This window comes from Pseudomonas ovata, from assembly GCF_003131185.1.
Lineage (GTDB): Bacteria > Pseudomonadota > Gammaproteobacteria > Pseudomonadales > Pseudomonadaceae > Aquipseudomonas > Aquipseudomonas ovata.
Map to the genome: position 1 here is coordinate 91,422 of NZ_QFFU01000001.1, position 13,287 is coordinate 104,708.

The 13,287-nt window shown below is 65.0% G+C and carries 11 protein-coding genes; 8 read left to right on the top strand and 3 right to left on the bottom strand.

The window, feature by feature from the left end; translation table 11 throughout:
- Positions 1-39: 39 nt before the first annotated feature.
- Both DGA31_RS00465 and DGA31_RS00470 read left to right on the top strand, forming a co-directional pair.
- Entirely contained in the window at positions 40-1,245 is a 1,206-nt protein-coding gene (locus DGA31_RS00465; protein WP_109511190.1) for an aminotransferase class V-fold PLP-dependent enzyme, read from the top strand.
- Positions 1,242-1,661, top strand: a complete 420-nt coding sequence (locus DGA31_RS00470) for a SufE family protein (protein WP_109511191.1) — start codon at positions 1,242-1,244, stop codon at positions 1,659-1,661. The genes DGA31_RS00465 and DGA31_RS00470 overlap by 4 nt, the downstream gene beginning before the upstream one ends.
- On the opposite strand, the gene tcdA is transcribed toward DGA31_RS00470, so the two are convergent.
- Positions 1,652-2,488 carry a tRNA cyclic N6-threonylcarbamoyladenosine(37) synthase TcdA gene (tcdA, locus tag DGA31_RS00475; RefSeq protein ID WP_109511192.1) on the bottom strand — a complete coding sequence of 279 codons (837 nt, stop codon included), beginning with the start codon at positions 2,486-2,488 and terminating at the stop codon, positions 1,652-1,654. The genes DGA31_RS00470 and tcdA overlap by 10 nt on opposite strands.
- Positions 2,489-2,678: 190 nt before the next feature.
- On the opposite strand from tcdA, the gene dapE reads away from it, so the two are divergent.
- The 6 genes from dapE (at position 2,679) to DGA31_RS00505 (ending at position 8,802) form a co-directional block, all read left to right on the top strand.
- Positions 2,679-3,830, top strand: coding sequence for a succinyl-diaminopimelate desuccinylase (gene dapE, locus DGA31_RS00480; protein WP_056834915.1), 1,152 nt, complete (start codon positions 2,679-2,681; stop codon positions 3,828-3,830).
- The gene (locus DGA31_RS00485) at positions 3,830-4,639 is read left to right on the top strand and encodes a putative RNA methyltransferase (protein WP_109511193.1); all 810 of its coding nucleotides are present in this window, start codon (positions 3,830-3,832) and stop codon (positions 4,637-4,639) included. The genes dapE and DGA31_RS00485 overlap by 1 nt, the downstream gene beginning before the upstream one ends.
- Positions 4,640-4,658: 19 nt before the next feature.
- On the top strand, positions 4,659-5,036 hold the full coding sequence (locus tag DGA31_RS00490; RefSeq protein WP_056834911.1) for a hypothetical protein: 378 nt from the start codon (positions 4,659-4,661) through the stop codon (positions 5,034-5,036).
- 140 nt (positions 5,037-5,176) lie between these two features.
- Positions 5,177-7,678 (top strand): glycerol-3-phosphate 1-O-acyltransferase PlsB, encoded by a 2,502-nt coding sequence (plsB, locus tag DGA31_RS00495; RefSeq protein WP_109511194.1) that lies wholly within the window; start codon positions 5,177-5,179, stop codon positions 7,676-7,678.
- A complete protein-coding gene (locus DGA31_RS00500; protein WP_109511195.1) occupies positions 7,675-8,073 on the top strand; it encodes a YbaY family lipoprotein in 399 nt (132 codons plus the stop codon). The genes plsB and DGA31_RS00500 overlap by 4 nt, the downstream gene beginning before the upstream one ends.
- Positions 8,074-8,112: 39 nt before the next feature.
- Positions 8,113-8,802 carry a DUF4197 domain-containing protein gene (locus DGA31_RS00505; protein WP_056834905.1) on the top strand — a complete coding sequence of 230 codons (690 nt, stop codon included), beginning with the start codon at positions 8,113-8,115 and terminating at the stop codon, positions 8,800-8,802.
- A 295-nt stretch (positions 8,803-9,097) separates the two neighbouring features.
- Here the strand turns inward: DGA31_RS00505 and DGA31_RS00510 are convergent, their stop codons facing one another.
- Complete coding sequence (locus tag DGA31_RS00510) at positions 9,098-12,163, bottom strand: efflux RND transporter permease subunit (protein WP_109511196.1); 3,066 nt, start codon at positions 12,161-12,163, stop codon at positions 9,098-9,100.
- Between the two features lie 6 nt (positions 12,164-12,169).
- Entirely contained in the window at positions 12,170-13,258 is a 1,089-nt protein-coding gene (locus DGA31_RS00515; protein ID WP_109511197.1) for an efflux RND transporter periplasmic adaptor subunit, read from the bottom strand.
- Positions 13,259-13,287 lie beyond the last annotated feature (29 nt).

Here is a 13,287-nt window from a genome sequence, read left to right on the forward strand (position 1 = left end):
CCGCAGGGGTCGCCGCGACCGACCGAGCCGGATGGACCAATGCCCCTCATTTCTCCCTGGCGCGCGGACTTTCCAGCCCTCGACGCCCTGCAACGGCAAGGCCAGACCTACCTGGACAGCGCCGCCACCACGCAAAAGCCCCAGGCATTGCTCGATGCCCTGAACCACTACTACACCAGCGGCGCCGCCAACGTGCACCGTGCCCAGCACTTGCCCGGCGCGCACGCCACCCAGGCCTTCGAAGCTTCGCGGCACAAGGTCGGGCAATGGCTCAATGCCGGCGAATCCGGGCAGATCATTTTCACCCACGGCGCAACCTCGGCCCTCAACCTGCTGGCCTATGGATTGCAAGCGCATTTTGCCGAAGGCGACGAGATAGTCATCAGTGCCCTGGAGCACCACGCCAACCTGCTGCCCTGGCAACAACTGGCCCGCCGACGCAACCTGCGCCTGGTGGTGCTGCCGCTGGACGGCCACGGCCTGATCGACCTGGAGGCCGCCGCCACGCTGATCGGCCCGCGCACGCGCCTGCTGGCGGTCAGCCAGTTCTCCAACGTGCTCGGCGCCTGGCAGCCGCTGACCCGCCTGCTGGCGCTGGCACAGGCGCAAGGCGCGCTGACCGTGGTCGATGGCGCCCAGGGTGTGGTGCATGGCCGCCACGACGTGCAGGCACTGGGCTGCGACTTCTATGTATTTTCCAGTCATAAGCTGTACGGCCCCGAAGGGCTGGGCGTGCTCTATGGCCGCCATGCCGCGCTGGCGCACCTCGACCACTGGCAGTTTGGCGGTGAAATGGTCCTGGACGTCGATTACCACCGCGCCGAATTTCGCCCGGCCCCCTTGGGTTTCGAAGCCGGTACGCCGCCCATTGCCAGCGTCATCGGCCTGGGCGCGACCCTTGAATACCTCGACGGCCTCGACCAGAAGGCCGTAGTCGATCACGAAGCACGCCTGCACCGGCGCCTGCTCGAAGGTTTGCAGCAGCGCGAGCAGGTACGTGTGCTGGGGGCGCCGGAGCTGGCGCTGGTCAGCTTTGTCGTCGACGGTGTGCACAACGCCGACCTCGCTCACCTGCTGACCGAACAGGGCATCGCCGTGCGCGCCGGTCACCATTGCGCCATGCCGTTGCTCAAGAGCCTGGGCCTGCCGGGCGCCATCCGTGTTTCGCTGGGGCTTTACAACGATTCCGACGACTTGCTGCGCTTCTTCAGCGCCCTGGACCAGGGTCTGGAGTTGCTGGCATGAGCCTGCCTGACGACTTGACCGTCGAGGCTCAGGCGGCACTGGAGGCTTTCGCCCAGGCCCAGGGCTGGGAGCAACGCGCCCGCCTGCTGATGCAGTGGGGCGAGCGCCTGGCACCGTTGAGTGAAGCGGAAAAATCCGACGAGTATCGAGTGCACGGTTGCGAAAGCCAGGTCTGGCTGGTGGCCGAAGAACGCGACGGCCGCTGGCAGTTTCGTGCCGGCAGCGATGCGCGGCTGTTACGCGGCCTGCTGGCGGTGTTGCTGGTGCGGGTCAACGACCTGCCGGCGCAGGCCTTGCATCAGGTCGACCTGCACCACTGGTTCGACCGCCTGGGGCTGGGTCGCCAGCTCTCGCCGTCACGCAGCAATGGCCTTAACGCCGTGCTGCAACGCATGCGTGAACGGGCTCAGGCCTGAGCCGGATCAACCGGCGCAGGCTCGGCCTTGACCCGCTCCGAAGGCCTGCGCGCACCAGCGACCAGTTTGTCGACCGCGCGACTGGCCGCGACCATGCCAAAGGTCGCGGTGACCATCATCACCGCGCCAAAGCCACCGGCGCAGTCCAGCCGCACGCCGTCGCCGACAAAGGTCTTGCTCTGGCACACGCTGCCGTCGGGCATCGGATAGCGCAGTTGTTCACTGGAAAACACGCACGGCACGCTGTAGGTGCGATTGGGTGTGCGTGAAAAGCCGTAATCACGGCGCAGGGTCGAGCGCACCTTGGCGGCCAGCGGGTCGTTGAAGGTGCGGTTCAAATCAATGACCTGGATCTGCGTCGGATCGATCTGCCCGCCGGCACCGCCGGTGGTCACCACCTGGATCTTGCGCCGCTTGCACCAGGCGATCAGCGCGGCCTTGGACTTGACGCTGTCGATGCAATCGACGACGAAATCCAGTTCCGGCGTAATGTGTTCGGCCAGGGTCTCGACCGTGACAAAGTCAGCCACTGCATGCACCACGCACGCCGGATTGATGGCGTGGATGCGCTCGGCCATGACCTCGACCTTGGCCCGGCCCACAGTGCCATCCAGCGCGTGCAACTGGCGATTGACGTTGCTGACACAGACATCGTCCAGGTCGAACAGAGAGATCTCGCCCACCCCCGAACGCGCCAGCGCCTCGACGGCCCACGAACCCACGCCGCCAATGCCGACCACCGCCACATGGGCCGCTTGCAGGCGTGCCAGCCCTTCATTGCCATACAACTTTGCGATACCGGCGAACCGTGGATCTATTGCGCTCATTGGGCCTGACCTCGAAAACCGGCGCGCAGTATAGGCCGTGACGAGCCACACGGCACCTGTCACACCGTGCGGGCAGTCGGAAATCCTGCCAGGCAAAACCTGCGTACAGGAAGATGGCAACCATCGCACCGCGCTTTTTGCTTTAAGATAACCGCCTTTTCGCCCCACGCCCTGTACCGGAGTCCTGTTCATGACGGCCCCAGCCGACCTTTCGCCCACTCTTCAACTGGCCTGCGACCTCATTCGCCGGCCGTCGGTCACGCCGCTGGACGCCGATTGCCAGGCCGTGATGATGCGTCGCCTGGGCGCGGCCGGCTTCAAGCTGGAGCCGATGCGCATCGAAGACGTGGACAACTTCTGGGCCACCCATGGCAACGGCGACGGCCCGGTGCTGTGTTTTGCCGGGCACACCGACGTGGTGCCGACCGGCCCTGTACAGGCCTGGCAGAACGACCCGTTCGACGCCTTGATCGACGAACAGGGCATGCTCTGCGGGCGCGGCGCGGCCGACATGAAGGGCAGCCTGGCGTCGATGGTGGTGGCGGTCGAGCGTTTTGTCGGCGATTACCCGGATCACAAGGGCTCGGTGGCCTTTCTGATCACCAGTGATGAAGAAGGCCCGGCGCACCACGGCACCAAGGCGGTGGTCGAGCGCCTGGCCGCACGCCAGGAGCGCCTGGACTGGTGCATCGTCGGCGAGCCGTCGAGCACCACGCTGGTGGGGGATGTGGTCAAGAACGGTCGGCGCGGCTCGCTGGGCGCGACCCTCACGGTGCGCGGCAAGCAAGGCCATGTGGCCTACCCGCACCTGGCCCGCAACCCGATCCACCTGGCCGCCCCGGCCCTGGCCGAGCTGGCCGCCGAGCACTGGGATGAAGGCAATGCCTTCTTCCCGCCGACCAGCTTCCAGATTTCCAACCTCAACTCCGGCACCGGCGCGACCAACGTGATTCCCGGCGACCTGGTGGCGGTGTTCAATTTCCGCTTCTCTACCGAGTCGACGGTCGAAGGCCTCAAGCAGCGGGTCGCGGTCATTCTCGACAAGCATGGCCTGGACTGGCACATCGACTGGGCGCTGTCGGGCCTGCCGTTTCTCACCGAGCCGGGCGCCCTGCTCGACGCGGTATCGGCCAGCATCCGCCAGGTTACCGGCCGTGAAACCCAGGCCTCGACCAGCGGCGGCACCTCCGACGGGCGTTTCATTGCCACGCTCGGCACCCAGGTGGTCGAGCTGGGGCCGGTCAACGCCACCATCCACCAGGTCGACGAACGCATCCTGGCCAGTGATCTGGACGTGCTGACCGAGATCTACTACCAGACCCTGGTCAAGTTGCTCGCCTGATGCTGACCTGTCCAATCTGTTCGGCGCCCTTGAGCGCCGTCGAGCATGGCGTCGCCTGCCCGGTCAATCACCGCTTCGACCGCGCACGCCAGGGCTACCTGAACCTGCTGCCGGTGCAGCACAAGAACAGCCGCGACCCGGGTGACAACCAGGCCATGGTCGAGGCGCGGCGACGCTTTCTCGACGGCGGGCACTACGCCCCGGTGGCCCGGCGCCTGGCGGAACTGGCGGCCGAGCGCACCCCGGCACGCTGGCTGGACATCGGTTGTGGCGAGGGTTACTACACCGCGCAACTGGCCCAGGCGCTGCCCAGGGCCGACGGTTATGCCCTGGACATCTCCCGCGAGGCCGTCAAGCGCGCCTGCAAGCGCGACCCGGCGCTGACCTGGCTGGTCGCCAGTATGGCGCGCATTCCGTTGCCCGACGCCAGTTGCCAGTTTCTGGCCAGCGTGTTCAGCCCGCTGGACTGGCTTGAAGCCAGGCGCCTGCTGACACCCGGCGGCGGCCTGATGCGGGTCGGCCCGACCCGCGGCCACCTGATGGAAATGCGCGAGAAACTGTATGACGAGGTGCGCGATTATGCCGACGATAAGCACCTGGCCCTGGTGCCGCCGGGCATGGCGCTGGCCCACAGTGAAACCCTGACGTACAGCCTCAAGCTGATCGACAACCAGTCCCGCGCCGACCTGCTGGCAATGACACCCCATGGCTGGCGCGCCAGCGCCGAGCGGCGTGCAGCGGTCATCGAGTACCCCGGACCGTTCAAGGTCACCGTTTCCATGCGCTACGATTATTTCGTCCTGCGCTAAGCACTTATTCGAGGTCACCATGCGCCAACCCGATATCGAGATTTACCTCAAGGACGAAGACGTCGACCACAAGGCCATCACCGCCTGGCTGAGCGTGGCGCTGGGCCCGTGCAGCGAGTGGACGCAACGCGGCCAGACCTGGAAATGCACCGCAGGCGCCGTGCCGGTGACCTGGCTGCCCAAGGCCGTAGGCAAGTGGAACAGCCTGTACCTGGAAAGCGAGCAGACGCCGTGGGACGACGACATTGCCTGCGCCCGCGCTGCCTTTGCTGCGCTGGCTGTCGAGGTGCGCTGCGCACCGGGCACCTGGGTGGAAGAAGAAGGCGAAGAAGACGCCGACCGCTGGATCCGTGTCAGTGCCGATGGCGAGCAGGAGATTGTCTGGCGGACCTCGTAATCCGTTCAGGAGTGGCCGGGCCTGGGGAACATTCCCACAAAACGCGACACCAATAGACCACACCGGCCTTTTTGCCGTTCTCTGGCAGATCCGGCACACTGGCGCCCCGGCCGCTCACGTCCTTTATTCAGCAGAAGCGTATGACTCGTTCACCCCTGCGTCGCCTTGTGTTCGGCGCCCTGCGCCGCTTGTTGTACCTCTGGGTTCGTTCCGAAACCATCAATCAGTCGTCCCTGGGGCTGGACCTGGACCGCAGCAAGCCGGTGTTCTACGCCTTGCAGTCCCCCTCCCTGAGCGACCTGGCGGTGGTCGATCGCGAATGCACCAAGGTCGGGCTACCACGCCCGGTGCTGTCGGTGGCGGTGGGCGAACTCATGGAGCCGGCGGCGTTTTTCTACCTGACCCCCGAGCCCGACTGGCTGGGCCGGCACGACAAGCGCGGTGCACCGCCGACCCTGGAGCGGCTGGTGGCAACACTCGGCGAGCATCCGGGGCTCGACGCCCAGATCATTCCGGTCAGCGTGTTCTGGGGCCAGTCGCCGGACCGTGAGTCCAGCGCCTGGAAACTGCTGTTCGCCGACAGCTGGGCCGTCACTGGTCGCCTGCGCCGGCTGGTCACGATCCTGATCCTGGGCCGCAAGACCCGGGTGCAGTTTTCCGCCCCGATCCATTTGCGCGACCTGCTCAAGCAGGACAAAGGCCCGGCCCTGACCCTGCGCATGACCCAGCGCCTGTTGCGCGTGCACTTTCGCCACCTCAAGAGTGCCGTCATCGGTCCCGACGTCTCGCACCGACGCAACCTGGTCAAGGACCTGCTGCAGGAACCGCAGGTCATCGAAGCCATCAACGAAGCGGCCGAACGCGACAACATTTCCAGGGATAAAGCCCGCGAGCAGGCGCTGAGCTACGCCAACGAGATCGCCTCGGACTACACCTACACGGTAATCCGCTTCATGGAAGTGGTGCTGAGCTGGTTCTGGAACAAGATCTACGACGGCATCAAGGTCAGCCACATCGAGAACGTGCAAAAGGTCGCGCCGGGCCACGAAGTCGTCTACGTGCCCTGCCACCGCAGCCATATCGACTACCTGCTGCTGTCGTACCTGCTGTTTCGCAACGGCCTGACCCCGCCGCACATCGCCGCCGGCATCAACCTCAACATGCCCGTGGTCGGCGGCCTGCTACGCCGTGGCGGAGCATTCTTCATGCGTCGCACGTTCAAGGGCAACCCGCTGTACACCGCCGTGTTCAACGAGTACATGCACACCCTGTTCAGCAAAGGCTTCCCGGTCGAGTATTTCGTCGAGGGCGGGCGTTCGCGCACCGGGCGCATGCTGCAACCCAAGACCGGCATGCTGGCCATCACCCTGCGCAGTTTTTTGCGCAACTCGCGCATGCCCATTGTCTTCATCCCGGTGTACATCGGCTATGAGCGGGTACTCGAAGGCCGTACTTACCTGGGCGAGCTGCGCGGCGCGACCAAGAAAAAAGAGTCGGTCTTCGACCTGTTCAAGGTGTTCAGCGCCCTGAAAAAGCGTTTCGGCGAGGTCGCGGTCAACTTTGGCGAGCCGCTGCACCTGGACGCCTTCCTTGACCAGGAACAACCCGACTGGCGCGCCCAGGCGCTGGCGCCGCAGGACCGCCCCGAATGGCTCAATGCAACCACCCACCGCCTGGCCGACCAGGTGGCCCAGCGGCTCAACGCGGCCGCCGCCATCAACCCGGTCAACCTGGTGGCCCTGGCGCTGCTCTCGACCCCGCGCCTGGCCCTGGATGACCTGGCGCTGGAACGCACGCTGGATCTGTTCCTGAGCCTGTTGCGCCAGGTGCCCTACTCGCCGCACATCACCCTGCCCGAAGGCGATGGCAAGGCACTGATCGCCCATGTCAAAGGCATGGAGCTGCTGGCCGAGCAGAAAGACGCGCTGGGGCGCATTTATTATCTGGACGAGCAGAACGCCGTCCTGATGACCTACTACCGCAACAACGTGCTGCACATCTTTGCCCTGCCCTCGCTGCTGGCGTGCTTTTTCCAGAGCTGGTCGCGCATGAGCCGCGAACTGATCTTCCGCTACGTGCGCGCCCTGTACCCGTTCCTGCAGGCAGAGCTGTTCATCCGCTGGCCGCTGGAAGCACTGGACGAGGTCATCGAACAGTGGCTGGCCACGTTCGTCGACCAGGGCCTGCTGCGCCTGGAAAACGACGTCTACCTGCGCCCCGAGCCCAGCTCGCGCGAATTCGTGCAACTGAGCCTGCTGTCCAAGGCCATTACCCAGACCCTGCAGCGCTTCTACATGGCCATTGCCCTGCTGCTCAATAACGGCCAGCACAGCCTGAGCGCCGAAGAGCTGGAAGACCTGTGCACCGTCATGGCCCAGCGCCTGTCGATCCTGCATGGCCTCAATGCCCCGGAGTTTTTCGACAAGAGCCTGTTCCGCCACTTCATCCAGACCCTGCTCGACCTTGGCGTGCTGCGCAAGGATGGCAACGGCAAGCTCAGCTACCACCCGCTGCTGGGCGAACTGGCCGAAGGCGCGGCCAAGCGCGTGCTGACCGCCGAGATCCGCCTGTCGATCCGCCAGGTGACCTTGCAGAGCAATGGCGACGAGCCTGCCGCCCCCACCCAGGAGACTCCTGCATGAAAACCCTTCCCGTGATCGCCCTGGCCGGCCTGCTGGCCGCCTGCTCGACCCTGCCGACACCGATGGGCCGCCTCGACGGCGAAGTGTTCTACCTGCAGCGCATGGCCCTGCCGCCCTCGGCCACGCTGAATGTCAGCCTCCAGGATGTTTCGCGCGCCGATGCCCCGGCCGTCGTGCTGGCGCAACAAAGCGGCCCGGTCCAGGGCCAGGTGCCCCTGCCGTTCACCCTCAGGTACCCGGTGGACCAGCTACAACCCGGCCATCGCTATGCCATCAGCGCCCGTATCGAGTCCGAAGGCCGTCTGTTGTTCATCAACACCGAACAGCACAGCGTCAGCCTTGACGGCAGCGACCCGCAACCGCTGCGCATCCGGGTCAACCCGGTGCATCCCTGATACTCTGCGTCCAGCCCTCCATTGCAAAAGGAAACTGCCATGCTCCGCCCTTCGTTTACCCTTGCCGGCCTGTGTGCAGGCCTGCTGCTGTCGGCCAACGTGTTCGCTCTGTCGTTAAGCGACCTGTCGCAATCGGACGCCAGCGGCGGGCTCAAGGATGCCCTGACCCAGGGCGCACAGATCGCGGTCAAGCAACTGGGCACCCCGGGCGGCTTCAGCAATAACGAAGCAGTGCGCATCGAGCTGCCAGGCAACCTGGGCAAGGTCGCCAAGAAAATGCGCCAGTTCGGCATGGGCGCCCAGGTCGACCAGCTGGAAACCAGCATGAACCAGGCCGCCGAGGCTGCCGTGCCGCAAGCCCAGGCGCTGCTGGTCGATGCTGTGAAGAAAATGACCGTGGCCGATGCCAAGTCGATCCTCAGCGGCGGCAAGGACTCGGCCACCCAGTATCTGGACAAGAGCAGCCGCGAAGCCATCCGCGCCAAATTCCTGCCGATCGTCAAGCAGGCCACTGATCAGGTCGGCGTGGCGCAGAAATACAACGCCTTTGCCGGTCAGGCCGCGGCCTTGGGGGTGCTGGACACCAAGAACGCCAACGTCGAGAACTATGTCGCCGAACAGGCACTTAACGGCCTGTTCGAGATGATCGCCAAACAGGAAGAAAGCATCCGCGCCAACCCGGCAGCGGCCGCCACCAGCCTGGCCAAGAAGGTGTTTGGCGCGCTCTAGGACTCATGCAGATCCGTCAGGCCTCGACTCGGACTTGTGGGAGGCAGAACCTGTCTGGCAATGACGGGTTTACAAGCGCTGCCTGTCTGCCGGCTGTCCTGGCTTCATCGTCGGATCGCCACCCGCAGCAAAGCCGCCTCCCACAGGATTGATGTCGCCCAGAATATCGGGCCTGACACCGGACTGTGGGAGGCAGCTTGCTGGCGAATGCGGCGGCCGGGCGGCGATCCGTTTCAGCCGGGAACCAGACACACCAATTGAGGGTGCGGCCCTTCGCGACTGAAGCCGCTCAGCCTCACATCGGCTTTTTGACCCTGAACCACGCTGCATACAGCGCCGGCAGGAACAGCAGCGTCAACGCGGTGGCCACGATCAGCCCGCCCATGATCGCCACCGCCATCGGTCCGAAGAACAGGCTGCGTGACAGCGGGATCATCGCCAGCACCGCCGCCAGGGCGGTGAGCACGATGGGCCGGAAGCGCCTCACCGTGGCCTCGATGATCGCTTGCCAAGTGTCCAGCCCCGAAGCGATGTCCTGTTCGATCTGGTCCACCAGAATCACCGAGTTGCGCATGATCATCCCCGACAGCGCGATGGTGCCAAGCATGGCGACAAAGCCGAACGGCTGGTTGAACAGCAGCAGGAACAGGGTCACGCCGATCAGCCCAAGAGGCGCGGTGATGAACACCATGAACATCAGCGAGAAACTGCGCAGCTGGATCATCAGCAGGGTCAGCACCACCACGATGAACAGCGGCACCCCGGCGTTCACCGAGTTCTGCCCGCGGGCCGAGTCTTCCACCGTGCCGCCCACTTCCAGCAGGTAGCCATCGGGCAGTTCGGCGCGGATCGCCTCCAGGTTGGGCAGGATCTGATTGACCAGGGTCGCCGGTTGCTCGCGCCCGTAGATATCGGCACGCACAGTCACACTGGGCAGACGGTTACGATGCCAGATCACGCCCTCTTCAAAACCATATTCCAGCGTCGCAATCTGCGCCAGCGCGATGCTGGCACCGTTGCTCGTCGGCACCGCCAGGCTCGACAGGTCCTGCAGGCGCTCGCGCTCGCTGCGGGTGCCGCGCAACACGATGTCGATCAACTCGTCGTCTTCACGAAACTGGCTGACGCTGGCGCCGGTCAGCGACGACTGCAGGAACGCCGCCACATCGCGGCTGCTGACCCCCAGGGCCCGGGCCCGATCCTGATCGATGTTCAGGTGCACGACCTTGCTCGGCTCTTCCCAGTCCAGGTGCACGTTGACCACGTGTGGATTCTCACGCACTTTTTCCTGCACCTGACGCGCCAGGGCCCTGACCACTTCGATGTGCTCGCCGGTGACCCGAAACTGCACCGGGTAGCCTACAGGCGGCCCGTTCTCCAGGCGGGTCACCCGCGAGCGCAGGGCCGGGAAGTTTTCGTTCAGCGCGGTGATCAACCAGGTACGCAGGGCCTCGCGATCTTCGATGCTCTTGGCCAGGACCACAAACTGGGCAAAGCTGGCCGCCGGTAACTGCTGGTCCAGTGGCAGGTAAAAACGCGGCGAGCCGGTGCCCACGTAAGCCACATAATTGTCGATGCCAGTGTGATCCTTGAGCATCTGCTCCAGGCGCTTGACCTGCTCGGTGGTGTTGCTCAGCGAGGCGCCTTCGGCCAGTTTCAGGTCGACCATCAATTCCAGGCGCCCGGAAGCCGGGAAAAACTGCTGGGGCACAAAGCGGAACATCACCACCGACAGCACGAACAGCGCTACGGTGGCGACGATCACCGTCTTGCGCCGCCGCACGCACCAGGCCACCACCCGGCGCACCCGCTGGTACATCGGCGTGGCATAAGGGTCAGGGCCGTGGCTGTCGCCGTGCTTGAGTGCATGCCGCCTGGCCAGGTCTGGCAACAGGCGGTCGCCCAGGTACGGCACGAACATCACCGCCGCCACCCATGAGGCGAGCAACGCCAGGGTGACCACCTGAAAGATCGAGCGGGTGTATTCGCCGGTGCTCGACTGCGCCGTGGCAATCGGCAAGAAGCCCGCCGCCGTGATCAGCGTGCCGGTGAGCATCGGAAACGCCGTGCTGGTCCAGGCGAAACTGGCCGCTTTCAGGCGGTCATAACCCTGTTCCATCTTGATCGCCATCATCTCCACGGCAATGATCGCGTCATCCACCAAAAGGCCCAGCGCCAGCACCAGTGCCCCGAGCGAGATCTTGTGCAGGCCGATGCCGAGCAGATACATGCTGGCAAAGGTCATGGCCAGCACCAGTGGAATCGCCAATGCCACCACCATGCCGGTGCGCATGCCCAGCGAGAAGAAGCTGACCAGCAAGACGATGATCAAGGCCTCGGCCAGCACCTGGACGAACTCGCCGACACCGGTCTTGACCGCTGCCGGCTGATCGGACACCTTGCGCAGCTGCATGCCGGCCGGCAGGTTGTTCTGCAAACGGATGAATTCGGCTTCCAGGGCGCGCCCCAGGATCAGGATGTCGCCACCGGCCTTCATCGCCACCGCCACGCCAATCGCGTCCTGGTCCATGAAGCGCATGCCCGGTGCCGGCGGCTCGTTGAAGCTGCGGTGCACCTCGGCCAGGTCGCTGATGCGCAAGGTGCGACCCTGCACACGGATCGGGAAGTTGCGGATTTCATCCACCGAGACAAAGCGGCCGCTGACCCGCAGGTGAATACGCTCCTGGGACGTTTCAAAGAAACTCGACGAGGCCACCACGTTCTGTTCTTCCAGCGCCTGCTGCACGTCCGGCAGGGCAATGCCCAGGGTCGCCAGCTTGACGTTGGACAACTCGATCCAGACTTTCTCGGCCTGCAGGCCGATCAGCTCGACCTTGCCGACGTCCTTGACCCGCTGCAGGCGCACCTGGACCCGCTCGGCATAGTCCTTGAGCACTGCATAGTCGAAGCCGGGGCCGGTGAGCGCGTAGATATTGCCGAACGTGGTGCCAAACTCGTCGTCGAAAAACGGGCCTTGCACGCCGGCTGGCAAGGTCTGGCGGATGTCGCCGACCTTCTTGCGCACCTGGTACCACAGCTCGGGCAACAAGGCCGAGACCAGCGAGTCACGGGCCACGAAAATCACTGTCGACTCACCCGGCCGCGAAAACGACGACAGCCGCTCGTACTCGCCGGTCTCCATCAGCTTCTTTTCGATGCGATCGGTGACCTGACGCGCCACTTCTTCGGCGCTGGCACCCGGCCATAGCGTGCGGATGACCATGACCTTGAAGGTAAACGGCGGGTCTTCGCTTTGCCCCAGCTTGCTGTAGGACAACGCGCCAACCACGGCCAGGACGATCATCAGGTACAGCACGACCTGACGATGGCGCAACGCCCATTCGGAAAGGTTGAAATGCATGCGGGTCTACTCCTGGCCGGTCAGCTTGACGACCCGATTGCTGCGATCCACGGGACGCACCCGTTCGCCCTCGCGCAGCACATGCACGCCGGCGGCCACCACCCAGTCGCTGGCGCGCAGCCCGTCGAGCACCGGCACGCTTTCCTGCCCCCAGGCGCCTAGCTGCACCGGCACCCGCTTCAGGGTGCTGTCCGGCTCGACCCGCCAGGCATAGCTGACGCCGTCATAGGCGCTGATAGCTGACAAGGGCAGCGCCAGTGACACGGTCTGTCCGGTGGCGATGTACACCCGGGCGCTCTGGCCCAGTTCGGCCGGCACCTTGCCGGCGTCAAACGCAATGCGGGCGGCAAAAGTGCGCGAACGTGGATCAGCAGCCGGCGACAGCTCACGAATGCGCCCTGGCAAGCGCAGGTCACGCTGGGTCCACAGCTCCACCGTCACCGGCTGGCCGACCTTGAAGCGGGCAATGTTCTGCTCGGGCAGGCTGATGGCGACTTCACGCTCACCCTCGACCGCCAGGCTGAACACCGTCTGCCCGGCGGCAACCACTTGTCCGACCTCGACCGAGCGCCGGGCGATCACGCCATCCTGCGGCGCACGCAAGACGGTGTAGTCGGCCTGATTGTCGGCCACCGTCAGTTCGGCACGCAGTTGCTTCAAGCGCGCCTCGGCGGCACGGTAATTGTTATCCGAGGTGTCGTACTGCGACTGACTCACCATCTGCTTGCCCAGCAGGGTCTTGTAGCGCTCACGCTCCAGGCGGACCAGCTGCAGATTGGCTTCGGCCGCCGTCACCTGGGCGCGCATGGCGTCGCGCTGCAAGCGCACATCCTGGGCATCCAGTTCGGCCAGCGGCTGATTGGCCTTGACCCGTTGCCCCTCCTCGACCAGTCGACGACTGACCTTGCCAGCAATCCGGAAGGCCAGCTCGGGCTCGAAACGGGCACGGACCTCACCGGGGAAATTGTCCTGTGCCTGCGATGAGGGCAGCGGCTGGACCACCATCACCGGACGGACGGTCACGGGCGCCGGGGCCTCCTGGCCACAGGCGGCCAGCAGCGCGATCAGGCAAAAAATCGGGAGTTTGCGCAACATGGTGTGAAGAGTCTTCTATGCAGGAGGCT

Bases quoted from the DNA above. Each gene is read 5' to 3' on its own strand.
- DGA31_RS00465 (WP_109511190.1), top strand. From the start codon at position 40: ATGCCCCTCATTTCTCCCTGGCGCGCGGACTTTCCAGCCCTCGACGCC.
- DGA31_RS00470 (WP_109511191.1), top strand. From the start codon at position 1,242: ATGAGCCTGCCTGACGACTTGACCGTCGAGGCTCAGGCGGCACTGGAG.
- tcdA (WP_109511192.1), bottom strand. From the start codon at position 2,488: ATGAGCGCAATAGATCCACGGTTCGCCGGTATCGCAAAGTTGTATGGC.
- dapE (WP_056834915.1), top strand. From the start codon at position 2,679: ATGACGGCCCCAGCCGACCTTTCGCCCACTCTTCAACTGGCCTGCGAC.
- DGA31_RS00485 (WP_109511193.1), top strand. From the start codon at position 3,830: ATGCTGACCTGTCCAATCTGTTCGGCGCCCTTGAGCGCCGTCGAGCAT.
- DGA31_RS00490 (WP_056834911.1), top strand. From the start codon at position 4,659: ATGCGCCAACCCGATATCGAGATTTACCTCAAGGACGAAGACGTCGAC.
- plsB (WP_109511194.1), top strand. From the start codon at position 5,177: ATGACTCGTTCACCCCTGCGTCGCCTTGTGTTCGGCGCCCTGCGCCGC.
- DGA31_RS00500 (WP_109511195.1), top strand. From the start codon at position 7,675: ATGAAAACCCTTCCCGTGATCGCCCTGGCCGGCCTGCTGGCCGCCTGC.
- DGA31_RS00505 (WP_056834905.1), top strand. From the start codon at position 8,113: ATGCTCCGCCCTTCGTTTACCCTTGCCGGCCTGTGTGCAGGCCTGCTG.
- DGA31_RS00510 (WP_109511196.1), bottom strand. From the start codon at position 12,163: ATGCATTTCAACCTTTCCGAATGGGCGTTGCGCCATCGTCAGGTCGTG.
- DGA31_RS00515 (WP_109511197.1), bottom strand. From the start codon at position 13,258: ATGTTGCGCAAACTCCCGATTTTTTGCCTGATCGCGCTGCTGGCCGCC.